Origin of the sequence: Micrococcus luteus, assembly GCF_022664405.1 — a bacterium.
Taxonomy (GTDB): domain Bacteria; phylum Actinomycetota; class Actinomycetes; order Actinomycetales; family Micrococcaceae; genus Micrococcus; species Micrococcus luteus.
This window is the reverse complement of sequence record NZ_JAKRLB010000017.1, coordinates 26,439-49,245: the sequence shown is the minus strand read 5'-3', so window position 1 is coordinate 49,245 and position 22,807 is coordinate 26,439. Positions and strand designations below refer to the sequence as shown.

Annotated in this window: 21 protein-coding genes and 1 tRNA gene; 4 read left to right on the top strand and 18 right to left on the bottom strand. The window is 73.5% G+C overall.

The features are described 5' to 3' along the window. Genes MF605_RS08765 through MF605_RS08755 form a run of 3 tightly spaced genes read right to left on the bottom strand, consistent with a single transcriptional unit; the run spans position 1 to position 4,954 of the window. Complete coding sequence (locus MF605_RS08765; protein WP_036314059.1) at positions 1–1,188, bottom strand: acyl-CoA dehydrogenase family protein; 1,188 nt, start codon at positions 1,186–1,188, stop codon at positions 1–3. 15 nt (positions 1,189–1,203) lie between these two features. Continuing rightward, a complete protein-coding gene (locus MF605_RS08760; RefSeq protein ID WP_134416514.1) occupies positions 1,204–3,330 on the bottom strand; it encodes an acetyl/propionyl/methylcrotonyl-CoA carboxylase subunit alpha in 2,127 nt (708 codons plus the stop codon). A gap of 7 nt (positions 3,331–3,337) precedes the next feature. Next, positions 3,338–4,954, bottom strand: a complete 1,617-nt coding sequence (locus MF605_RS08755; protein ID WP_134416512.1) for a carboxyl transferase domain-containing protein — start codon at positions 4,952–4,954, stop codon at positions 3,338–3,340. Between the two features lie 113 nt (positions 4,955–5,067). On the opposite strand from MF605_RS08755, the gene MF605_RS08750 reads away from it, so the two are divergent. Together MF605_RS08750 and MF605_RS08745 are read left to right on the top strand one after the other, a co-directional pair. After that, positions 5,068–5,715 carry a TetR/AcrR family transcriptional regulator gene (locus tag MF605_RS08750; RefSeq protein ID WP_036338402.1) on the top strand — a complete coding sequence of 216 codons (648 nt, stop codon included), beginning with the start codon at positions 5,068–5,070 and terminating at the stop codon, positions 5,713–5,715. 104 nt (positions 5,716–5,819) lie between these two features. After that, a complete protein-coding gene (locus MF605_RS08745; protein ID WP_051995227.1) occupies positions 5,820–6,293 on the top strand; it encodes a GNAT family N-acetyltransferase in 474 nt (157 codons plus the stop codon). Between the two features lie 108 nt (positions 6,294–6,401). Here the strand turns inward: MF605_RS08745 and MF605_RS08740 are convergent, their stop codons facing one another. From MF605_RS08740 to rpsB, 9 genes are all read right to left on the bottom strand, one after another. Further along, the gene (locus tag MF605_RS08740; protein ID WP_134416510.1) at positions 6,402–7,841 is read right to left on the bottom strand and encodes a dihydrolipoamide acetyltransferase family protein; all 1,440 of its coding nucleotides are present in this window, start codon (positions 7,839–7,841) and stop codon (positions 6,402–6,404) included. Then, positions 7,838–8,893, bottom strand: a complete 1,056-nt coding sequence (locus tag MF605_RS08735) for an alpha-ketoacid dehydrogenase subunit beta (RefSeq protein WP_050773885.1) — start codon at positions 8,891–8,893, stop codon at positions 7,838–7,840. Before MF605_RS08735 ends, MF605_RS08740 begins: the two co-directional genes overlap by 4 nt. Positions 8,894–8,901: 8 nt before the next feature. Next, positions 8,902–10,056, bottom strand: coding sequence for a pyruvate dehydrogenase (acetyl-transferring) E1 component subunit alpha (gene pdhA / locus MF605_RS08730; protein WP_049147670.1), 1,155 nt, complete (start codon positions 10,054–10,056; stop codon positions 8,902–8,904). Between the two features lie 156 nt (positions 10,057–10,212). Continuing rightward, on the bottom strand, positions 10,213–10,812 hold the full coding sequence (locus MF605_RS08725) for a DivIVA domain-containing protein (RefSeq protein WP_134416508.1): 600 nt from the start codon (positions 10,810–10,812) through the stop codon (positions 10,213–10,215). A gap of 49 nt (positions 10,813–10,861) precedes the next feature. Then, on the bottom strand, positions 10,862–11,698 hold the full coding sequence (locus tag MF605_RS08720) for a phosphatidate cytidylyltransferase (protein ID WP_134416506.1): 837 nt from the start codon (positions 11,696–11,698) through the stop codon (positions 10,862–10,864). A gap of 36 nt (positions 11,699–11,734) precedes the next feature. Then, on the bottom strand, positions 11,735–12,292 hold the full coding sequence (frr, locus tag MF605_RS08715) for a ribosome recycling factor (protein WP_036314042.1): 558 nt from the start codon (positions 12,290–12,292) through the stop codon (positions 11,735–11,737). 53 nt (positions 12,293–12,345) lie between these two features. Then, a complete protein-coding gene (pyrH, locus tag MF605_RS08710; RefSeq protein WP_002857706.1) occupies positions 12,346–13,113 on the bottom strand; it encodes a UMP kinase in 768 nt (255 codons plus the stop codon). 206 nt (positions 13,114–13,319) lie between these two features. Continuing rightward, a complete protein-coding gene (tsf, locus tag MF605_RS08705; protein ID WP_134416505.1) occupies positions 13,320–14,156 on the bottom strand; it encodes a translation elongation factor Ts in 837 nt (278 codons plus the stop codon). 103 nt (positions 14,157–14,259) lie between these two features. Next, positions 14,260–15,126 (bottom strand): 30S ribosomal protein S2, encoded by an 867-nt coding sequence (rpsB, locus tag MF605_RS08700; protein WP_061866738.1) that lies wholly within the window; start codon positions 15,124–15,126, stop codon positions 14,260–14,262. A gap of 404 nt (positions 15,127–15,530) precedes the next feature. Here rpsB and MF605_RS08695 point away from each other — a divergent pair, with 404 nt between their 5' ends. Beyond that, on the top strand, positions 15,531–16,205 hold the full coding sequence (locus MF605_RS08695) for a M23 family metallopeptidase (RefSeq protein ID WP_060974055.1): 675 nt from the start codon (positions 15,531–15,533) through the stop codon (positions 16,203–16,205). Here MF605_RS08695 and MF605_RS08690 read toward each other — a convergent pair. Beyond that, entirely contained in the window at positions 16,141–17,337 is a 1,197-nt protein-coding gene (locus MF605_RS08690) for a glycosyltransferase family 4 protein (RefSeq protein ID WP_134416504.1), read from the bottom strand. The two genes, MF605_RS08695 and MF605_RS08690, sit on opposite strands and share 65 nt — an antisense overlap. Before the next feature lie 312 nt (positions 17,338–17,649). Here MF605_RS08690 and MF605_RS08685 point away from each other — a divergent pair, with 312 nt between their 5' ends. Continuing rightward, the gene (locus MF605_RS08685; protein WP_134416503.1) at positions 17,650–18,528 is read left to right on the top strand and encodes a LysM peptidoglycan-binding domain-containing C40 family peptidase; all 879 of its coding nucleotides are present in this window, start codon (positions 17,650–17,652) and stop codon (positions 18,526–18,528) included. Between the two features lie 61 nt (positions 18,529–18,589). On the opposite strand, the gene MF605_RS08680 is transcribed toward MF605_RS08685, so the two are convergent. The 5 genes from MF605_RS08680 to MF605_RS08660 form a co-directional block, all read right to left on the bottom strand. Then, positions 18,590–18,663 (bottom strand) — tRNA-Ile (locus MF605_RS08680). Between the two features lie 45 nt (positions 18,664–18,708). Beyond that, positions 18,709–19,929 carry a glycosyltransferase gene (locus MF605_RS08675; protein ID WP_134416502.1) on the bottom strand — a complete coding sequence of 407 codons (1,221 nt, stop codon included), beginning with the start codon at positions 19,927–19,929 and terminating at the stop codon, positions 18,709–18,711. Between the two features lie 124 nt (positions 19,930–20,053). Then, positions 20,054–20,695 (bottom strand): CDP-alcohol phosphatidyltransferase family protein, encoded by a 642-nt coding sequence (locus MF605_RS08670; protein ID WP_134416501.1) that lies wholly within the window; start codon positions 20,693–20,695, stop codon positions 20,054–20,056. Between the two features lie 151 nt (positions 20,696–20,846). Further along, entirely contained in the window at positions 20,847–21,770 is a 924-nt protein-coding gene (locus tag MF605_RS08665) for a phage holin family protein (RefSeq protein ID WP_049147661.1), read from the bottom strand. Positions 21,771–21,901: 131 nt separating this feature from the next. Further along, complete coding sequence (locus MF605_RS08660) at positions 21,902–22,735, bottom strand: aldo/keto reductase (protein WP_134416500.1); 834 nt, start codon at positions 22,733–22,735, stop codon at positions 21,902–21,904. Positions 22,736–22,807: the final 72 nt, after the last annotated feature.

Here is a 22,807-nt window from a genome sequence, read left to right as displayed (position 1 = left end):
TCAGAGGCCCAGCTCGCGGGCGATCAGCATGAGCTGCACCTCGGTGGTGCCCTCGCCGATCTCGAGGATCTTGGAGTCGCGGTAGTGACGGGCCACGAGGGTCTCGTTCATGAAGCCGTAGCCGCCGAACACCTGGGTGGCGTCCCGGGCGTTGTCCATGGCGGCCTCGCCGGCGATCAGCTTGGCCATGGCGGCCTCGGTCTTGAACGGCTTGCCGGCCAGCATCTTCTGGGCGGCCTCGTAGTAGGCCAGGCGGGCGGCGTGCGCGCGGGCCTGCATGCGGGCGATCTTGAAGGACACGGCCTGGAACTGCCCGATCTTCTGGCCGAACGAGGTCCGCTGCGTGGCGTAGGCGACCGACTCGTCCACGCAGCCCTGGGCCGCTCCGGTGGCCAGGGCCGCGATGGCGATGCGGCCCTCGTCGAGGATCTCGAGGAAGTGGGCGAAGCCGCGGCCGCGGGCGCCCAGCAGGTTCTCCTCCGGCACGCGCGCGTCCGTGAAGTGCAGGGCGTGGGTGTCCGAGGAGTTCCAGCCGACCTTGTCGTAGGCCTTGGCCACGGAGAAGCCCTCGGTGCCGGCGGGCACGAGGATCGTGGAGATCTCCTTGGCGGGGCGGCCGTCGTGGCCGGTCCTGCCCTCCACGGTGCCGGTCACGGCGGTGACGGTGACGAGCGAGGTGATGTCCGTGCCGGAGTTGGTGATGAACTCCTTGGCGCCGTTGATGCGCCACTGGCCGTCCTCGAGCGCGGCGGTGGTCTGGGTGCCGCCGGCGTCGGAGCCCGCGCCCGGCTCGGTGAGGCCGAAGCCGGCCAGGTGCGTGCCGGCCACGAGGTCCGGCAGCCAGCGCTGCTTCTGCTCCTCGGTGCCGAACTTCAGCAGCGGCATGGCGCCCAGGGAGACGCCGGCCTCGAGGGTGATGGCCACGGACTGGTTGACGCGGCCGAGCTGCTCGAGGGCCAGGGCCAGGGCGAAGTAGTCGCCGCCCATGCCGCCGTACTCCTCGGGGAACGGCAGGCCGAACAGGCCCATCTCGCCCATCTGGGCCACGATCTCATACGGGAACTCGTGCTTGGCGTCCAGCTCGGCGGAGACCGGGGCCACGACCTCGTCGGCGAACTCGCGGACGGTGTCGGAGAGGACCTGGTAGTCCTCCTCGAGGGCGGGCAGGGTGCGGTGCTTGGTGCTCATGGTCCTCTCCTGTTCTCAGGCGTTCTCTTCGGGTGCTGCGTTCTCGGCGGGCTCGACGACGGCGATCAACGCCTGCGCGGCCACGGGGTCGCCCTCGGCGACGTGGACGGTCACGACGCCGGCGACGGCGGCCGTGACGGGGTGCTCCATCTTCATGGCCTCGACCACCGCCAGCTCCTGGCCCGCGGCCACGGTGTCCCCGGTGGCCACGGACACGGCGACGACGGTGCCCGGCATGGGTGTGCGGGCCTCGGGGGACGCTGCGCCGGCCGGGGCACGGCGCGCGGCCGCGGCCGCGCGGGCGGCCTCGACCACCTCGGCCCGGGTGAGGCGGCGGACCTGCCACGCGGCGCCGTCGCGGTGCAGCCACGCCGAGCGCGGGTCCCGCGGGTCACCGGCCAGGAGGTTGACGCCCGCCAGGGCTCCGGCGTCTTCGTCCACCTCGGCGTCGGCGGCGGGGGCGGTGAGGATGCGGTCCTCGTCCCCCACCCGGACGCGCATCCCGGGCTGCGGGGCGCCTGCGCCGCGCCAGCCGTCCGCCCGGGCCCACGCGGTGCCGGCCGCGCGCTGCTCGGCGGCGGCCGCGTCCTCGGACACGTCGGCCAGGGCCTCGGCCGCGAGGGCGGCGAGGTCCTCGGGCAGCGCGGGGGCGGTCCACGCCTCGAGGCCGTCGATCAGCTCGGTGGTGAGCCGGCCGGCCTGCACGTCCTCACGAGCGGCGAGCTCGCGCAGCCAGCCCAGGTTGGAGCGGACGCCGAACAGCACGGTGTCCGCGAGCGCGGCGTCGAGCCGCTCGAGGGCCTCGGTGCGGTCGGCGCCACGAGCGATGAGCTTGGCGATCATCGGGTCGTAGAAGCCGGTGATCTCGGGCTGAGCGCCGTCGACGTCCACGGGGTCCACGGCGCCGACGGCGGTGGCGGGCCCAGAGCCGAACGCACGCTCCTCGCCCTGCGAGGGCAGCAGGAGCGTGTCGACGCGGACGCCCTCGCCGGCGGGCTCGCGCCAGCGCAGCACCGGCCCGGTGGAGGGCAGGAAGCCGTTCGCGGGGTCCTCCGCGTAGACGCGGGCCTCGACGGCGGCGCCGTCGAGGCTCACGTCCTCCTGGGCGAAGCCGAGCGGCTCCCCCGCGGCGATGCGCAGCTGCAGCTCCACGAAGTCCAGGCGCTGTCCGCGCACCCGGACGACCTCCTCGGAGACCGGGTGCTCCACCTGCAGGCGGGTGTTCATCTCCATGAAGAAGAACTCGTCCGGGTTCTCGTCCGAGACGAGGAACTCGACGGTGCCGGCGCCGCGATAGCCCACGGACACGGCCGCGTCCACGGCGGCCCGGCCCAGGCGCTCGCGGAGCTCGGCCCCGTGCGCCAGCCCGGTCAGCAGGGGCGCGGGGGCCTCCTCGATCACCTTCTGGTGGCGGCGCTGCAGGGAGCACTCGCGCTCACCCAGGTGCACGGTGGCGCCGTGGGCGTCCGCGAACACCTGCACCTCGACGTGCCGGGGCGCGGTGATGAGCCGCTCGAGCAGCAGGGTGTCGTCGCCGAACGCCGAGCGCGCCGTGCGTCGGGCCGAGGCGAGGGCGCCGGGCAGCTCCTCGGCGGCGCGCACGGCCACCATGCCCTTGCCGCCGCCTCCCGCGGAGGGCTTGATCAGCAGCGGGAAGCCGACGTGCTCGGCCTCGGCCGTGATCTGCGCGTCGGTGAGCGTGGGGTCCTGGATGCCGGGGACCACCGGCACGTCGTACGCGGCCACGGTCTCCTTCGCGCGGATCTTGTCCGCCATCGCGTCGAGCGAGCCCACGGGAGGGCCCACGAACACGATGCCGGCCGCCTCCAGCGCGCGGGCGAAGTCGGCGTTCTCGGACAGGAAGCCGTAGCCGGGGTGCACGGCCTGGGCGCCGGTGCGGCGCGCGGCGTCGACGACGGCGTCGATGTCCAGGTAGGACTCGCGGGCCGGTGCCGGGCCGAGGCGGACCGCCGTGTCCGCCTCGCGGACGTGCCGCGCGTCGGCGTCGGCGTCGGAGTGCACGGCCACCGAGCGGATGCCGAGGCGGCGCAGGGTGCGGATGACGCGCACGGCGATCTCGCCGCGGTTGGCCACCAGCACGGTGTCGAACAGGGGCGTCCCCTGGGCGTGGTTCTCGGTCACGGGTGCCTCACATGCGGAACAGGCCGAACCGGGAGTCCGGCAGCGGGGAACGGGAGATGACGTCGAGGGCCAGGGAGAGCACCCGGCGGGTCTGGCCGGGGGTGATCACCCCGTCGTCCCAGAGGCGGGCGGTGGAGTACAGGGGGCTGCCCTGGTCCTCGTACTGCCGACGGACCGGCGCCTGGAAGGCCTCGACCTCCTCGGGGGACATCGGCTCCTCCCCCGCGGCGGCCCGCTGGTCCTGCTTGATCTGCGTGAGCACGGAGGAGGCCTGCGGGCCGCCCATCACGGAGATGCGCGCGTTCGGCCACATCCACAGGAAGCGGGGTGAGTAGGCGCGGCCGCACATCGCGTAGTTGCCGGCGCCGAACGAGCCGCCGATCACCACGGTCAGCTTGGGCACGCGGGCGGTGGCGACGGCGGTGACCATCTTGGCGCCGTCGCGCGCGATGCCGCCGGCCTCCGCGTCCCGGCCCACCATGAAGCCGGAGATGTTCTGCAGGAACAGCAGCGGGGTGCCGCGCTGGTCGCACAGTTCGATGAAGTGCGCGCCCTTGCGGGCGGAGTCGCCGAACAGGATGCCGTTGTTGGCGAGGACGCCCACGGGGTGGCCGTCGATCCGTGCGAACGCGGTGACCAGGGTGGTGCCGTGGAGGGGTTTGAACTCGTGGACGGAGCCGCCGTCCACGAGGCGGTCGATCACCTCGCGCACGTCGTAGGGGGTGTTCACGTCCACGGGCACGACGCTGGTCAGCTCGGCCGGGTCCTTGGCGGGCTCCGCGGCGGGGGCGACCTCCCAGGCCGGCGCCTCGGCCGGGGGCAGGGTGGCCACGATGTCCCGGAGGATCTGCATGGCGTGCAGGTCGTCGTCCGCCAGGTGGTCCGCGACGCCGGAGCGCTCGGCGTGCAACCGGCCGCCGCCGAGGTCCTCGGGCGAGATGTCCTCCCCGATCGCGGCCTTCACGAGCGGGGGGCCGCCGAGGAAGATGGTGCCCTGCTCGCGCACGATCACGGTCTCGTCCGACATGGCCGGCACGTACGCGCCGCCCGCCGTGGAGGAGCCGCACACCGCGGCCAGCTGCGGGATGCGCTGCGAGGAGAGCAGCGCCTGGTTCCAGAAGATGCGGCCGAAGTGCTCGCGGTCCGGGAAGACCTCGTCCTGGCGGGGCAGGAACGCGCCGCCGGAGTCCACGAGGTAGATGCACGGCAGGCGGTTCTCCAGGGCGATCTCCTGGGCCCGCAGGTGCTTCTTCACCGTCATGGGGTAGTAGGTGCCGCCCTTCACGGTGGCGTCGTTGCCCACCACCATCACGAGGCGGCCGTGGACCAGGCCGATGCCCGCCACGACGCCGGCGGCGGGGCTGTCCCCGCCGTACAGGCCGTGCGCGGCCAGCGCGCCGACCTCGAGGAAGGGCGAGCCCTCGTCGAGCAGCGCGTCGATGCGGTCCCGCACCAGCAGCTTGCCGCGGCCGGTGTGGCGCTCGCGCGAGCGCTCGGGCCCGCCGAGCGACGTGCGGGCGACGAGGTCGGCGAGCTCCTGCTCGAGCCGAGCGTGGCCGGCCGCGTTGCGCTCGGCCACGGTGGGCGCGGACTGCGCGGCCGGGGCCGGGGTGCTGGCGGTCATGAGACCCCCTTCAGTGAATGACGACTAACTGAACCGAGCCTCAGTGTAGTGACGATCGTCACTGACGTCGACCGGGCGCCCGGCGCGCCTCGTCTCGTCCTACAGTGGAACCCATGCCCGCCGCCGATCCCGCGTCCCCCGCCGCCCCGGCGACCCCGCCGACCGCCCGGGAGGCCGCCAAGGCCCGACGCCGGGTGGACCTGCTCGCGGCCGCGGCGCGACTGTTCGCGGCCCGGGGCTTCGACGCGGTCCGCCTCGAGGACATCGGCGCCGCGGTCGGGATCAGCGGCCCCGCCATCTACCGCCACTTCGCCGGCAAGGCCGCCGTGCTCACGGCGATCCTCGACACGGCCTCGCAGGACCTGCTCGACGGCGGGCTGGCCGCCGAGGCGCAGCACGCGCCGGGGGCGGAGACCCTGCGGGCCCTCATCGGCTTCCAGGCGGACTTCGCCCTCGCCCAGCGCGACGTGATCCGCGTGCAGGACCGCGACATGTCCGCCCTGCCCGACGGCGCGCGCACGGCCATCACGCGCACCCAGCGCGCCTACATCGACGTGTGGGCGCGCCAGCTGCAGGTCGTCCACCCCCGCGAGGACCAGGCCACCGCCGTGTTCCGCGCCCAGGCCGTGCTGGGCCTGCTCAACTCCACCCCCCGCTCGGTGCGGCGCACCGCGGCCGACCGCGCGGCCCGCCGCGCGACCCTCGTGGCCATGGCCTGGGCCGCGGCCACGGCCCCCGGGCCGCTCTCCGGCGAGGACTGAGCGGGCGGCACCGGCCCGGCGGGCCGACGTCGTGCCCGGTGGTACGGTGGCCGGTACCCGCGACGGCGGACGCCGTCGAACCCCGCCCCGAGAGGTCCACCGCCGTGCTTCTTCGTGACGTCCGACCCGAGGATCTGGACGAGTTCTTCCTCCACCAGCAGGACGAGCAGGCCAACCTGATGTCCGCCTTCGCCCCCCGCAACCCCCGGGACCGCGGTGTCTTCGACTACCACTGGGCCCACCTGCTCGGGGACGAGGACACCGTCGTGCGGACCATCGAGCACGAGGGCCGCGCCGTGGGTGCGCTCGTGTGCACCCAGCAGGACGGCGTGGGCGAGCTGTCCTTCTGGACCGCGCAGGACTACTGGGGCCTGGGCCTGACGACCGCGGCCGTGGACCGGTTCCTCGAGGAGCACACCGCCCGCCCGCTGCGGGCGCACGTGCCCGAGGACAACGTGGGCTCCGTGAAGGTGCTCTCCCGCCGCGGCTTCGAGACCGTCGGCGAGGAGAAGGTCTTCTCCAACGCCCGCGCCGAGGTCATCACCGAGCTCGTGATGGAGCTGCCCGCCGCCGACTGAGCGCGCCCCGTGGCCCCCGCCGTGCCCGCGGCCGCGCCGGCCTGCCACGACGACGGCCCCGCCTCCCCCCGGTGCCCGGGCGGCGGGGCCGCGGCGCGTCCGGGGCGCTCAGACCATGGTCAGGGTCAGACCCGGGCGGCGCAGGATCGCGCCGACGTCTGCGAGGAAGCGCGAGCCCTGCTCGCCGTCCACGAAGCGGTGGTCGAACGAGAGGGACAGCGTCATGACGTCCCGCAGGGCGATCTCACCGCGGTGCTCCCACGGCATCCTCCGGACCTGGCCGATCGCGATGATCGCCCCCTCGCCCGGGTTGATGATCGGGGTGCCCGCGTCCACGCCGAACACCCCGACGTTCGTGAGCGTGAAGGTGCCGCCGGCCAGATCCGCCGGGGACAGCCGCCCCTCGCGGGCGAGGCCCGTGAGATCGCGGATGGCGTCGGCCAGCTCCCTCAGGCTCATCGCCTGGGCGTCCTTGACGTTCGGCACCATCAGCCCGCGGGGGGTGGCGGCGGCGAAGCCGAGGTTGACGAAGTTCTGCTGCACGATCGTCCCGGCGGCCTCATCCCACCGGGCGTTGACGTCCGGGGTGCGCTCCATCGCCACGAGGCACGCCTTGGCGGCGAGCGTCATGGGCGTGAGCTTGACGTCCCGGAACTCGCGGGAGGCCTTGAGCTCGGCGAGCAGCTCCATGGTCTCGGTGACGTCCACCTGCAGGAACTCGGTCACGTGCGGGGCGGTGAACGCGGACTGCACCATGGCCGCCGCCGTCGCCTTCCGCACGCCCTTGACCGGCACGGCCTCGGTGCGCGGGCGGCCGCCCAGGGTGCGGACGCCCCCGGTCGAGCCCGACTCGGCGCCGGACTGCGGCGGCGTCGCCGCGGCCGCGGGCTGCCCGCCCCCGGCCAGGAACGCCTCGACGTCCGCGCGGGTGATGACCCCGCCCACGCCGGTGCCGGTGACCTGTTCCAGATCCACGCCCGCGCGGCGCGCGTACAGGCGCACGGGTGGGGTGCAGCGGGGCCGCTCGCCCGACGCCGCGCCCCGCACTGCTTCCGGGGCCGCGTCCGCGCGGACGGGCTCGGCGGCCTCGGGCTGCGGGCGCCCGGCGCCGGCCGGGGCCGCCTCCGACGTGGACGGCGCCTGTCCGCGGGCGGGCTCACCCACCGGGGCGGCCGACGTCGCCGGTGCCGCTGAGCCGCGCCGAGCACGGCGGCCGGGCTTGCCGGTGTCCGGCGCGGCGCCGTAGCCGACGAGGGTGGGCACGCGGCCGTCGCCCTCGGCGGGCCCGCCAACGTCGGGCTCGGCGCCCTCGAGGGTGAAGGTCACCAGGGGCGCACCGACCTCGAGGGTCTCGCCCTCGGCGCCGTGCAGGGCCGCGACGACGCCCGCGAACGGGCTCGAGACCTCGACCACGGCCTTGACCGTCTCGACGTCGGCGAGCACCTGGTTCACGGTCACCGCGTCGCCCTCGGCCACGCGCCACGTCACGATCTCGGACTCGGTCAGGCCCTCGCCGAGGTCGGGCAGGCGGAAGGTCTTCTGGCTCATCGGGTCTCCTCCCCGGCGTTCTGGGCGGCGAGGAACTGCTCGGCGGTCTCGGGGGCGGCGAACGCGTCCACGGAGTCCAGCGAATTCGGCCGGCCCAGAGCACGGTCCAGGCCGTCGAGGATGCGGTCGAGGTCCGGCAGGTGCAGGTGCTCGAGCTTGGACGGCGGGTAGGGCACGTCCATGCCGGTGACGCGCACCGGCGGGGCCTCGAGCCAATGGAACGCGCGCTCGGCCACCGTGGCCACGAGCTCGGCGCCGAGGCCGCCGGTGCGGGAGGCCTCGTGCGCGACGACGAGCCGGCCGGTGCGCCGCACCGAGGACTCGACCAGGCCGGTGTCCAGCGGGGACAGGCTGCGCAGGTCGAGCACCTCGACCTCGACGCCCTCCTCGGCCGCCACCTCGGCGGCCTGCAGGGCGGTCTTCACGAGCGGACCATAGGCCACGAGCGTGGCGTCACGGCCCTCGCGCAGGATGCGGGCGGGGCTCATCGGCGGGATCGCGACGTCCAGGTCCACGTCGCCCTTGTCGTGGTAGCGACGCTTGGGCTCGAGGTAGACCACCGGGTCCTCCGAGGCGACCGCGGCGCGGATGAGGTCGTACCCCTCCTGCGGGGAGGACGGGGAGACCACGCGCAGGCCCGCGGTGTGCAGGAAGTAGGCCTCGGGCGACTCGGAGTGGTGCTCCGGGGAGCCGATGCCGCCGCCGAAGGGGATGCGGATGGTCACCGGCATCGGCACGGCGCCACGGGTGCGGGCGCGCAGCTTGGCCAGGTTCGCCACGATCTGGTCGAACGCCGGGTACACGAAGCCGTCGAACTGGATCTCGACAACGGGACGGTAGCCGCGCATCGCCAGGCCGATGGCCGTGCCCACGATGCCGGACTCGGCCAGCGGGGTGTCGAGCACCCGGTCCTCGCCGAACTCGGCCTGCAGGCCGTCGGTGATGCGGAACACGCCGCCGAGGGCGCCGATGTCCTCGCCCATGAGCAGGACCTTGGGGTCGTCGGCCAGGGCACGGTGCAGGCCGCGGTTGATCGCACGGCCGAAGGTCATGCGCTCGCTCACGCGCCCGCCTCCTCGTCGCCGAACTGCTGCAGGTAGAGGGCGTGCTCGCGGCGCTGCCGCTCGAGCTCCTGGTGGGGCTCCGCGTAGATCTCGTCGAACAGCCTGTCCGCGCCGTCCTCCTCGAGCGCCTCGAGGGCGCGGCGGACCTCGGCCGCCAACTCGTCGGCCTCGGTCTGGGCCTGCGCGAGCACAGCGTCCACGTCCACGTCGAGGGTGCGCAGGTGTGCCTCCACGCGGGTCAGCGGGTCACGGGCCTTCCAGGCCGCGAGCTCGGCGTCGTCCCGGTAGCGGGTGGGGTCGTCCGCGGTGGTGTGCGGGCCCATGCGGTAGGTGACGGCCTCGATGAAGGTGGGGCCGCCCCCGTCGGCGGCGCGCTCGACGGCGGCGCGGGTCGCGGCGAGCACGGCCAGGACGTCGTTGCCGTCCACGCGCATCGACGGGATGCCGAAGCCCCACGGGCGGTCCGCGATGCTGCGGCGGGTCTGCAGGCGCACGGGCTCGGAGATGGCCCAGTGGTTGTTCTGGCAGAAGAACACCACGGGCGACTGGTAGGAGGCGCTGAAGACCATGGCCTCGTTGACGTCCCCCTGGCTCGTGGCGCCGTCGCCGAAGTAGACGATCGTGGCCACGTCCGCCTGGTCCCGCTGGACGCCCATCGCATAGCCGACGGCGTGCAGGGCCTGCGCGCCGATGATGATCTGCTGGGTGGCCACCCGCGCCTCGTTCGGGTCCCAGCTCGAGAACGTGGAGCCGCGCCACACCCGCAGCAGGTCCAGCGCGGGGACGCCGCGCAGCAGGGCCACGCCGTTCTCGCGGTAGGACGGGAAGACGAAGTCGTCCGGTCGCAGCGCGACGGCGGAGCCCACCTGGGCGGCCTCCTGGCCCAACAGCGGGGGCCACAGGGCCAGCTCGCCCTGACGCTGCAGGTGCGTGGCCTCGACGTCGAGGCGCCGGACCACGGCCATCTGACGGTACAGCGCGGCGAGGGCGTCGGCGTCGACGTCCTCGATCCACGGGTCGAGCTCCGGCTGTGGACGGCGGCGGCCCTCCGCGTCGAGCACCTGGAGCGCCACGGCCTCGGCCGGGCCCGCCGGGGGCGGAGAGCCGGCGGATCGGCCGCCGGTGGGACGGGTGTGGTCCACGAGGGTCACTGCACTGCCTTCCGATCGACGCCCACGGTGCGGGGCGAGGGAGCTGTACGCATGCGCGAGCAGGGGTGGAGCGCGCGGCGTCTCGGTGGTGCGATTGTACTCACGTGAGTGTGATCTGCGCCACTCTGCCCGGGGCCGCCGCGCGAGGGCCGGGTGTCAGGCGCGGCGCAGCAGCACGTCGACGGCGGCGTCGAGGTAGGCGTCGACCTGGCCCTCCTCGTAGCCGGCGGCACCCTCGGCCTCGCCGAACGACGCGCGGCGCACGTCGTCCGCGGTCAGCCCGCCCTCGGCGCCGGGATCCGTCGAGTCCTCCGCACCGGCCAGGGTGACGCGCAGACGGTCCACGAGCGCGTCCACCTGGTCCACGTCGTAGCTCACGGCGTCCGCGCGGGAGGGGCGGCGGAAGCGCTCCGCCGGGGCCCGGTCGGCGCGGGCCACGAGCTCGGCCACGCGCTCCTGGAGGTCTGCGGCCCAGTCCTCGTCCCCGCGCTCGGCGACGAAGGCCTGACGCTCGGCGGCGGCCAGCTCCTCTTCCAGACGGTCCAGCTCGTCGTCCACCTCGTCCGTGGCGTAGCCGCCGTTGACGGTCGCGAAGCGGGCCTGGCGCACCTCCTCCGCCGTCAGCGGGGCACCGCCGTCGCGCGCCTCACGGGCACGCGCCATGAAGGCGTCCACGTGGGTGGTCTCGTAGCCGATCTCGTCCTGCTCGACGAGCTCGAAGACCGGCTCGGCGTCCGGGGTGGTGCGGGGGGTCATGGGCGTCTCCTGCGGTGTGGGTCCCGGACGTGCCGGGTCGAGGGGTGGATCAGGTAAGGGGCAGCGCCAGCACGGTGTAGGCCACCGGCGCGGCGAACACGAGGGAGTCCAGGCGGTCCATCACGCCGCCGTGGCCGGGCAGGGCGGAGGACATGTCCTTGATGCCGAGCTCACGCTTGACCATGGACTCAGAGAAGTCCCCCGAGGTGGCGGCGGCGACGGTGGTCACGCCGAGGACGGCGCCGACCCACCACGGCTGGCCGACCAGCAGGGGGACGGCGACGACGCCCACCAGCACCGAGCCCGCCAGGGAGCCGGCCAGGCCCTCCCAGGACTTCTTGGGGCTGATGCGCGGGGCGATCGGGGTGCGGCCGAAGCGGTAGCCCACGATGTAGCCGAACGTGTCGTTGGAGACCACCATCAGCAGCAGGACCGCCACCATGCGGTGCCCCAGCGGCTCGTCCAGGAGCGCCGCGGCGAAGGAGAGCAGGAACGGCGCCCACAGCACGATGAACACGCCCGCGAGCATGAACTGGCCCGCCGGACGCCGGCGCGTCAGCGCCGTCCACACGGCCACCAGCGCCAGGCATGCCACCAGGGCGATGAACAGCGCGGGCACCCCACACCGCCACGCGGTGAGCGGCAGGACCGCCGCGGCCACCCAGAGCGGGGGCCGCGGCACGTCCAGGCCGATGCCGCGCACCGCCGTCGCGATCTCGGACACCGCGCCGACCAGCAGGGCGACCACGAGGAGGACCAGCAGCCAGTCGAGCCAGAAGAGGCCGACCAGGGCCGTCGCCAGCAGCCCCACCCCCACGAGGACGGCGGACTTGAGGTCGCGGCCGCCGCGCGGAGGTGCGGGCGAGGTGGACACGGCGGAGGTCATGGGGAGGTCATGGGGCGAGCGCGGACGGCGGGAGGCTCAGACCTCCAGCAGCTCCTGCTCCTTGTTCTTGGCCATCTCGTCGATGAGCTCGACGTGGCGTTTGGTGAGCGCGTCCAGCTCCTTCTCGCCGCGGGCGCCCTCGTCCTCGCCGACCTCGCCGTCCTTGACGGCCTTGTCCATGGCCTCCTTGGCCTTGCGGCGGGCATTGCGCACGGAGATCTTGTGCTCCTCCGCCTTGGACTTGACCAGCTTCACGTACTCCTTGCGGCGCTCCTCGGTCAGCTCCGGCATCACGATGCGGATGACCTTGCCGTCGTTGGACGGGTTCGCGCCGACCTCGGACTCGGACAGCGCCTTCTCGATGTTGCGCAGGGCCGACTGGTCGAACGGGGTGATGAGCAGCGTGCGGGCGTCCGTGGTGGTGAAGGACGCCAGCTGCTGCAGCGGGGTGAACGAGCCGTAGTAGTCGACCATCACCTTGGAGTAGAGGCCCGGGTTGGCGCGGCCCGTGCGCACGGAGGCGAAGTCCTCACGCGTGGCCTCGATGGTGCGGTCCATCTGCTCTTCGGCGGACTGCAGGGTCTCCTGGATCACGGTGTCTCCTCGGTGTGGTGGAACAGGTCTGCCGCCATCCTACGCGGCGCGCCTCAGACGGTGACGGTGGTGCCGATCGGCTCGCCGAGCAGGGCGCGGGTCACGTTGCCCGGGCCCTCCATGCCGAACACGCGCATGTCCAGGTCGTTGTCCTTGCACATGGTCATGGCGGTCAGGTCCATCACGCGGATGTTCCGCAGCAGCGCCTCGTCGTAGGTCAGGTGCGTGAGACGCTCGGCGGTGGGGTCCTTCTTGGGGTCCGCGGTGTAGACGCCGTCCACGCCGGACTTGGCCATCAGGACCTCGTCCGCCCCGACCTCGAGGGCACGCTGGGCCGCCACGGTGTCCGTGGAGAAGTAGGGCAGGCCGGTGCCTGCGCCGAAGATCACGACGCGGCCCTTCTGCATGTGGCGGATGGCGCGCAGCGGGATGTAGGACTCCGCCACCTGCTCCATGTGGATGGCGGACTGCACGCGCGTGGTGACCCCGGCCTGGATGAGGAAGTCCTGCAGGGCCAGGCAGTTCATCACGGTGCCGAGCATGCCCATGTAGTCGGCCCGACGGCGGTCCATCCCGTTCTCGGACAGCTCGGCGCCACGGAAGAAGTTGCCGCCGCCGACGACGATCGCGATCTCCACCTGGTCCGCCGCGGCGGCGATCTGCTCGGCGATCCCGCGGACGGTCTCCGGGTCCACACCGATCTTGCCGCCGCCGAACACCTCGCCCGAGAGCTTCAGGAGCACGCGACGGCGGCCGGTGTCGTCCGAGGTCTGCGGGGCGTGGGCGGTGGTCGGGTCCTCGGGGGCGCGGTTCGTCTCCATGGGAAGCATCTCCTGGTCGGTGGGGGTCGGGCCGGGGACGGCCGTCCGGGGGCGGACACGCGGACGGGGTGGCCGCCCGGTCGGGGCGGCCACCCCGTCATGCGATGGTCGTCGGCGCCGTCCGGCGCCGGAGTGGACCTCGGGTCGCTCCCGATCCTACGCCCCCGCGGGGCGTGGACCGGGAGCGGCCGGTCCGGGTGCGGCGATCAGTTGCCGACGCGGAAGCGGGCGAACCCGGTGACGTTGGTGCCGGCGTCGGAGGCGACCTTGCCGACGGTCTGCTTCGGGTCCTTCGCGAACGGCTGGTCCACGAGCACGATCTCCTTGAAGAAGCCGGTCAGGCGGCCCTCCACGATCTTCGGCAGGGCCTGCTCCGGCTTGCCCTCGGCACGGGCGGTCTCATCGGCGATGCGACGCTCGTTCTCGACGGTCTCGGCCGGCACGTCCTCACGGGTGAGGTACGTGGGCGAGTAGGCCGCGGTGTGCACGGCGATGTCGTGCGTGGCGGTCTTGGCGTCGGCGGAGTCGGCGTCCACGGCGAGGAGCACGCCCACCTGGGCCGGCAGGTCCTTGGAGGTCTTGTGCAGGTAGGCGTCCACGAAGGCGCCCTCCACGCGGGCCAGGCGGCGCACGGCCACCTTCTCGCCCAGCAGGGCGCCCTCCTCGGTCACGTAGTCGCCCAGGGTGCGGCCCTCGTAGTCGGAGGCCAGCAGGCCGTCGACGTCGGTGGCGCCGGAGGCGACGGCGGCGCGCAGCACCACGTCGCCCAGGGCGATGAACTTGTCGGCCTTGGCCACGAAGTCGGTCTCGCAGTTGAGCTCGATCATGACGCCGACGCCGTTCTCGACGGTCGCGGCCACGAGGCCCTCGGCGGCGGAGCGGCCCTCGCGCTTGGTGGCGCCCTTGAGGCCCTTCACGCGGATGATCTCGATGGCCTTCTCGGCGTCGCCGTCGGCCTCGTCCAGAGCCTTCTTCACGTCCATCATGCCGGCGCCGGTGCGCTCGCGCAGGGCCTTGATGTCAGCAGCGGTGTAGTTCGCCATGCTCGTTCGGTCCTTCCCGTGGTGTGGGTTGTGCGGGATGTTCGGGGTCTGAACCGGCCCGTCGGCCCGGCCGGGTGGGGCCGGGCGGACGGACCGGCCGGGATCACTCGCCCTGCGGGGCGGCCTCGGCGGCGGGGGCCTCGGCCTGCTCGGCCGGCGCCTCGGCGGCGGGGGCCTCGGCCTGCTCAGCCTGCTCGGCCTGCTGGGCGTTGTGCTGCTCGAGCAGCTCGCGCTCCCACTCGGCCATCGGCTCGGCGGCCGCCTGGCCGGACTTGCCGCCCTGACGGGCGATCAGGCCCTCGGCGACGGCGTCCGCGACCACGCGGGTCAGCAGGTTCACGGAGCGGATGGCGTCGTCGTTGCCCGGGATCGGGTAGGCGACCTCGTCCGGATCGCAGTTGGTGTCCAGGATGGCGACGACCGGGATGCCGAGCTTCTGGGCCTCGTCGACGGCCAGGTGCTCCTTCTTGGTGTCCACGACCCACACGGCGGAGGGGGTCTTGGCCATGTTGCGGATGCCGCCGAGGTTGGCCTGCAGCTTCTCGAGCTCACGGTTGAGCAGCAGCAGTTCCTTCTTGGTGAACTGCGAGCCGGCCACGTCCTCGAAGTCGATCTCCTCGAGCTCCTTCATGCGCTGCACGCGCTTGGAGACGGTGGAGAAGTTGGTCAGCATGCCGCCGAGCCAGCGGTGGTTCACGTAGGGCATGCCCACGCGGCCGGCCTGCTCCGCGATGGCCTCCTGGGCCTGCTTCTTGGTGCCGACGAACAGGATGGTGCCGCCGTGGGCGACGGTCTCCTTGACGAACTCGTAGGCGCGGTCGATGTAGGACAGCGACTGCTGGAGATCGATGATGTAGATGCCGTTGCGCTCGGTGAAGATGAAGCGCTTCATCTTGGGGTTCCAGCGGCGGGTCTGGTGGCCGAAGTGGACACCGGAGTCGAGGAGCTGGCGCATGGTCACGACGGGCATGACGTTCCCTTCTGTGGCAGCCGTGGCACCCCGCGCTTCACGCGCGGGCGGTCTGCCGGTCGATTTCTTGACGGTTGGCGGCCGGCCCGGTCGGGCGGCCCCTGGCATCACGACGGCGGGCTGCCGGGCCCCACGAGCACCCGCGCCGACGTCCTCTCCAGGAGGACGGCGGGGACGGGACCGAGCGTGGGGGCTGGGCCGCTGAAGCGACCCACCGCGATGCGCGGAGTCGGCGTCCGGGGCACAGCACAGGGCCGGCCACAGGACACCGCTGAGGTGAATCCTACCCCAGGTGGGCGACCGCTCCCATCGCCGACTCCTGCACAGGGGCCGGTGCGGCGGGCGCTCTCCACGATGGGACTGCGGGCCCGCCACGCGGCCGCCCGGGACGCCAGGCTGACGCCATGACCCCTCGCACGCTCCTCCCCCGTCCGCTCCCGCGTCCGCGCATCGCGGGGTGTGTCGCGGCAGCCCTGCTCGCCTGGCTCGTCCTCGCCCTGGGGATGGGCGACCTCGGCCCCGTGTCCCGGGCCACGCCCGCACCGTCCACGCGCGACGCGCTGCTCCTCGTCGCGGCGTCCCCGGCAGGTCCGGGCGCGACGGCCGCGCCGGTCGCGTGGCACCCGCCCGTCGCCGGCGCCGCCCCGGATGACGTGCTCCGCGCGTTCGTCGCACCCGAGCGACCGTGGAGTCGGGGGCACCGGGGCGTGGACCTCGCCGTGCAGACCGGGGCTCCGATCCAGGCGCCGGCGGCGGGCCGGGTCGTGTTCGCCGGGGTCGTGGTCGACCGCCCCGTGCTGACCCTCGAGCACGCGAACGGGACCCGCAGCTCCCTCGAGCCGGTGGAGGCCGACGTCGCGGTGGGGGCCGTCGTCGACGCGGGCGACCCCGTGGGGCGACTGGCCGGGGCGCCACCCCACTGCCCGCGGGCGTGCGTGCACTGGGGCGTGCGGGAGCCCGATGGCTGGCGGGTGGGGGACGCGGCCTTCGACCGCTACCTCGACCCGCTGGTGCTCATCGGCTGGAGCGGCCCGTCCGTGCTCTGGCCGCACGCCGCGCCACACCCAGCGCGGCCGTGAGGTCCAGAAGCCGGCGGGCGGACTCGTCCCAGCTGAACCGGGCCGCCTGGGCGACGCTCGCCCGGGAGGCCGCGGCGAACTCGGCGGGGTCCTCGAGCTCCCGCACGCGGGCCGCGAGCGCGGCCACCCGGTCCCCCTCGAGCGGGACACCCCGGAAGGACGCGGTGCCCGCGCCGGCGATCTCGCGGAAGATCGGCAGGTCCGAGCACACCACCGGCGTGCCGTGGGCCATCGCCTCGGCCACGGGCAGGCCGAAGCCCTCGGCGCGGGAGAGGGTGACGGCCGCGGTGGCCCGGCGGAGCAGGCGCACGTACTCGGCCTCGTCGGTGCCGTCGTGGAACACCACGTCTGCGCCGTCGGCCCCTGCGCCGGCGCGACGCTCGGCCAACCGGTCCTCGAGCTGCCCGCGGCGCTCCGGGCTGATGCGGGAGAGCAGGTGCAGCGTGTAGCCCGGCAGCAGCGGCGCGGCGGCCACGAGGGACTCGACGTCCTTGTAGTCCATGAACGAGCCCATGTAGAGCAGCGTGCGCTCCGGGGTCTCGTCCGGGTCCCGCGGCTCCGGGACCGCCTGCGCCGCGTTCGCGACGACGTGGACCGGACGCCGGGTGAGGCGGTGCCGGGCGATGAGCTCCGCCGTCGTCCGGGAGACCGTGGCGACCGCGTCCGCGCGGTCGAGCAGGAGCCGCTGCGGGATCTTGGTCAGGTGATAGGCCCGCCAGAGCCAGCGGATCGGCTCGGACAGGTTCCGCGGCGGGGTGCGGTGCTCGTAGTAGATGAGGTCGTGGAGCGTGAGGATCAGGGCGTAGTCCCGCCCCCACGACCCCATGGTCTGCATGGGCGAGAAGACGACGTCCGGTCGCAGACGCGCGACCTGACGGGCCACGAACGGCTCGCGTGGGGAGGTGGGGCCGGAGACGAGGTGCCACGGCACGCCGTCCGGGAGCAGGGCCAGCTGTCGTTCGTCCGAGATCAGCATCGCGACCTCGACGTCGACCCCCGCCGGGCCCGGTGCGGCGGCCCGGCGGGCCACCGCCTCGAGGAGGCTCGCGCCGTAGCGGGAGATGCCGTCGTGGAAGTCGGTGCGGGTGTAGCGGGCGTCCATCAGGAGGCGCAGGGGGCGGGAGGGGCTCACCCGGACCACGCTAGCGCCGGGTCGGAACGGGGCCCGGGCAGCCACGCACGGAGGGTGCCGAGCGGGGGGTGTCGAGCACCGTGCGGCCACCTGGGCGTCATCCGAATTTCTGATTGCGTTTCGATAACGATCGTGTATCTTGATCACGGATCGGTTACGACTGGTCCGCCACACCGGGGCTTCCTCCGCATCCTCGCGTACCCGGTCATCCGCACTGCTCGTCAACTCGCACCCGCGGTCCGGCCTCGTTCCGGGCATCGCCCGGAGGCACCGCCCTCATGGGCCGCAGGTCCTGTCCGGGAAGAAGATCCGATGTCCGTGACCTCCTCGCACGCCGCTGTGCGTCGCGCCCCCCGCACCGCCGCCGCCTCCGTGGCCCTCGCCCTGGGCGCCGCCGCCCTGACCGGCGTCGGCACCGTGTCCGTCGCCGAGACCGCCCAGGCCGCCGAGACCGCCTACACCGTCCGCTCCGGCGACGGCTGGTGGATCATCGCCCAGCGCACCGGCGTCTCCATGTCCAGGTTGCAGTCGCTCAACGGCATGACCGCCGCGACCGTGCTGCATCCCGGCATGGTCCTCAAGACCTCCGGCACTGCCACCCCGACCCCGGCCCCGGCGCCGTCCACCTCGGGCTCGACCTACACCGTGCTGGCCGGCAACGGCTGGTGGATCATCTCCTACCGCACGGGGGTGTCCGCCTCGATCCTGCAGTCCATCAACGGCATGAGCTCCTCGACCATGCTCCACCCGGGGATGGTCCTGAAGACCACCTCGGTCTCCAACTCCAGCGCCCCCGCCCCTGCGCCGGCGCCCGCGTCCAAGCAGGCTGCCGTCGACTACGTGCGCTCCGCCGTCCGGAACCCGTCCTCCTATTACGTGTGGGGCGGCAACGGCCCCTCCGGCTTCGACTGCTCCGGCCTCACCCAGCAGGCCATGGCCCGGGCCGGCATCTCCATCCCGCGCCGCGCCGGCGACCAGTACCTCGCCGCGAAGTCCTACGTGCCGATCTCCCAGGCCCAGCCCGGCGACCTCGTGTTCTATGCGAACCAGTCCACCGGCCGCATCTACCACACGGCCATGTACATGGGCGGCGGCCAGCTCGCCCACGCCCTCAACGAGGACGCGGGCCTGGTGTTCACCTCCACGACGATCATGAAGTCCGACATGCTCGCGGTGGCCGCCCGCTACTGAGCACCGGCACGACGACGGCCCCCGGCCCGCGCCATACCGCGCGGCCGGGGGCCGTTTTCTGTAGGGCGTGCGGGACTTGAACCCGCGACCCAGGGATTATGAGTCCCCTGCTCTGACCGACTGAGCTAACGCCCCTCCCCCGCGGCATCGCGCGGGACCCGCCCATCCTACCGACAGGGCTCAGAGCATCGCGCGGACCTCGGCGGCCGTCGCGCCGCGGTAGAGGCGCTCGAAGATGTCCACCGTCTTCTGGGCGGAATGATGCAGGGCCTTCGCGTGGGACGCCTCGCCCATGGCGGCGCGGTCCGCGTCCGAGAGGTCGAGGATCCGGGCGATCCGATCGGCCAGGGCCACGTGGTCCCCGGGCGGGAAGAGGTGGCCGTTGACGCCCTCGTCCACGAGGTGGGGCAACGCGAGGGCGTCCGCGAGGACCACCGGGGTGGACGCGCTGAGCGCCTCGAGGGTCACGAGGGACTGCAGCTCCGCCGTGCCCGGCTGGCAGAACACGTCGGCGCGCAGGTAGGCCGCCCGCAGCTCCTCCTCGGAGACGTGGCCGCGCAGCAGGACGCGGTCGGCCACCCCCTCCTCGTCCACCGTGGCACGGATGCGGTCGCGCTGCTCGCCGTCGCCGACGATCTCGGCGTGCACGTCCAGGTCGGGGCGGGTGCGGGCCAGGTGCGCGATCGCACGGATCAGCACCTCCACGTTCTTCTCCACGGCCAGCCGCCCCACGAAGAGCACGACCGGATGGCCGGGATGGTCCACCCTCTCCCCCGGCTGCAGCTCGTAGGCGCTCGCGTCGATGCCGTTGGAGACCGGGAGAACGTTGTCCAGGCCGGCGTGCTCGGCCATGGCCTGCGCGGCGAGGGCCGTGGGGGTGGTGACCACCGCGCCCTTGCCCATGAGTCGACCCATGTCCTTCCACGACACCCGGGAGACGATGTCCAGGAACCACTGCGGGAACGGCAGGAACGGCTCGAGGTTCTCCGGCATGAAGTGGTTCGTGGAGACGATCCGGATGCGGCGCCGCTCGGCCTCGTTGATGGCGGCCTCGCCGATCATGTAGTGGCACTGGGCGTGCACGACGTCCGGCTGGACCTCGCGGTAGATGCGGCGGAAGGAGGTCTTGGCGTGCCGCGGGAGCACCACACGGTAGTACTCGTGCGTCGGCGCCGGCAGGGAGCGCAGCAGGTGCACGGTGGCCTCCGGCCGGTGCTCCACGGTGTCCGGGCCGGCGTCACTGCGCGGCATCACGACGTGGACCTCGTGGCCGCGCGCGTGCAGCGCCGTGGCGAGGCGGTGGCCGAAGGTGGCGGCCCCGTTGACGTGCGGCGGATAGGTGTCTGCGGCGATCAGCACCTTCAGGGGGCGGTCGGCGGCGATCCCGGGACGGTCGGACACGGCGGTCCCTCTCTGTGGTGGCGATGGCACGACGGCGCCCGGCCCGTGCCGTGCGGATCGGCCGCGGGCACGGCGCGCGTCCCACGGTAGCAACCGTCGGCGCCGGCACGACCATGCGCCGGGGTCAGCCCCGGCGGGACGGGCCCTCGCGCGGGTCCTGACCGTCCGCCCGCAGGCCGCGGGCCTTGCCCACCGCGCGCACGAGGTAGTCCCCCGCGGCGAGGATGTGCAGCAGGCAACCGGCCCCGACCAGAGCCAGGGTCACGCCGCTCCACGGGCCGCCGTCGACCCCCGGCACACGGGCGAGCAGCAGCAGGGGCGTGCCCACCAGCAGCAGCGCGGTGCGCACCTTGCCCAGGACCGTGACCGGCAGGTCCGGGCTGCCGCCGAACAGCCACAGGCACACGGCGGCGAGCACGACGTCCGGGATCGCGATGGCCAGGGCGAGCCAGAGCGGGGCGATGCCGGTGGCCACGAACGTCACGGCCACCACCAGCAGGGAGAGGCGGTCCGCCACCGGGTCGAGCCACCGCCCGACCGTGGAGATCATGTCGAACCGGCGCGCCACGTAGCCGTCCACCCAGTCCGTGCCGGAGAGCACGGCGAGGATCACGAACGCGTCCAGGTGTCGGCCGTCGACGGTGAGCCACACGAACACCGGGACCAGGGCGAAGCGGGCCAGGGTGATGAGGTTCGGCACGGTCAGCCAGGTGTCGCGGACGCGGTACTCGTGGCCCTCGCGCAGGCCGACGTCGATCACACGCATGGGTCACTCCTCCAGGGTCCGCGGGCGGACGCCCCCGCCGGGCGCCCCACACGCCCAGCCTACCGACGCCGTCGCCCCTCCCCGCAGACGACGAGGCCCCGATCCGTGGGGATCGGGGCCTCGGGGGCTGGGGAGGGCGGGCGCCCTCGGATCAGCGGCGGCGCAGGCGGCCGGCGAGCGCCACGAACGCGGCGGAGGAGGCGCCGAGCAGCGCGAGCGGCTGCCAGTTGTCCTTCACGTAGTCCTCGGCCTCGGCGGTCCGCTCCCCCGCGCGGGCGGCACCGGTGAACGGCGCGGTCTGCTCGGTGGCGTGTGCGGTCTCGGGGGTGACGCCGCGACCCTTGCGCTGCGCGGCGAAGGCCGCGAGCTGGCCCTTCACGCTGGTCTTCTCGTCCAGGCCGGAGCGGATGTCGCCCAGGTGGCGGCGGCGCAGGTCGGCACGGCGACGGATCTCCGCCTCGCTGGCGTCGGCGCGGTCCGGATGGGGAGCGGCCTCGCCGTTCTTGCGGGCCTTCTTGTTCTCCTCCTTCTCCACCTTCTTCCGCTCGGCCTCGCGGGCGGCCTCGACACGCTTGGCCTCGGCGCGCTCCGCCTTGAGGCGGTCGTACTCGGCCGGGTCGAAGGCGTTGCCCTCCTTGAGGTAGCCGAGGTCGTACTCGAGGTTGCGCACGGTCTCCTGCGGCACGAGCGGCATGGCGCCCTTGACCATCACGAGGCCGACGCCGGCGAAGATCAGGCCGAGCACGAGGAACGCCAGCGCCACCATGAGCGCCGGGAACCAGAACGTCGGGTCGGCGAAGGCGCCGATCAGCGTCACCACGAGGGCGACCACCATGAGCGCGAGGAAGAACAGGCCCACCACCGCGACGCCGGCGCCGATGCCGGCCTTCTTGCCCTTCGCGGCCACGTGTCCCTTGGCGAGCGCGAGCTCGTCCTTCATCTGCAGGGGCAACAGGCGCACGACGGCGCCGAGCAGGTCGGTCAGCGAGCTCGCGCGGGTCTGCGGGGTCACCGGGACGGCGGTCCGCGGCGCGCGGGCCTTCGACGCATCGGCGGGGGGAGCCTGGTGGGACATGGTGCATGCCTTCCGTGGAGTGCCTGGACAGATGCGCCCGGGCGGCGCGGCGGCCGCCGGGCATTCTCGAGCAAAGCTATCACCGGCCCGCCCCCAGGGGGACGGGCCGGGTGCGCGCGGTGGCGGCTGGATCAGAAGTCGATGACCGCCGGGTCGGGGCCGAGGCGGCCGTCCTCGCGGTCGAGGGCGTCGATCCGGGCGACGTCGTCGGCGGTCAGCTCCACCCCCGCGGCCTCGAGGTTCGAGACGATGCGCTCGGGCGTCACGGACTTGGGGATGACCACGAAGCCCTGGGCGAGGTGCCACGCGATGACCACCTGGGCCGGCGTCGCGCCGCGGACCTCGGCGATCTCCGTGACCACGGGGTCGGCGAGGAGGTCGCCGCCCTGACCGAGCGGGGACCAGGACTCGTGGACGATGCCGTGGCGGCCCTCGACCTCGCGCAGCTCGCGCTGCTGCCAGTACGGGTGGGTCTCGACCTGGTGGATCACGGGCACCACGCCGGTGGCCTCGATGATCTCCTCGAGCTGGGCGGCCGGGAAGTTGGAGACGCCGATCGAGCGCACCTTGCCCTGCTTCTGCGCCTCGATCAGGGCCTTCCAGGTGTCCAGGTACTTCCCCTGCGCCGGCTTGGCCCAGTGGATGAGGTAGAGGTCGACGTAGTCGGTGCCGAGCTTGTCGAGCGAGACGTCGAGGGCGGCGAGCGCCTCCTCGTAGCCCTGGTCCGAGTTCCACACCTTGGTGGTGAGGAACAGCTCCTCGCGGGCGACGCCGGACGCGGCGATGCCGCGGCCCACGCCCTCCTCGTTCCCGTAGATCGCGGCGGTGTCGATGTGGCGGTAGCCGGCGCGGATCGCCTGCTCGACGACGTCGGCCGCGACGTCGTCCTCGACCTGCCACACGCCGAGCCCGAGCTGCGGGATCTGCTGGCCGTCGTGGAAGGGGACGGTGGGAACGTCGGTCATGAGGGAGCTCCTGGAGGGTCGGGGTCGGGCGGATGCCTCGGGTGCAACCGCACGCGGACGGGGGGCATTCCC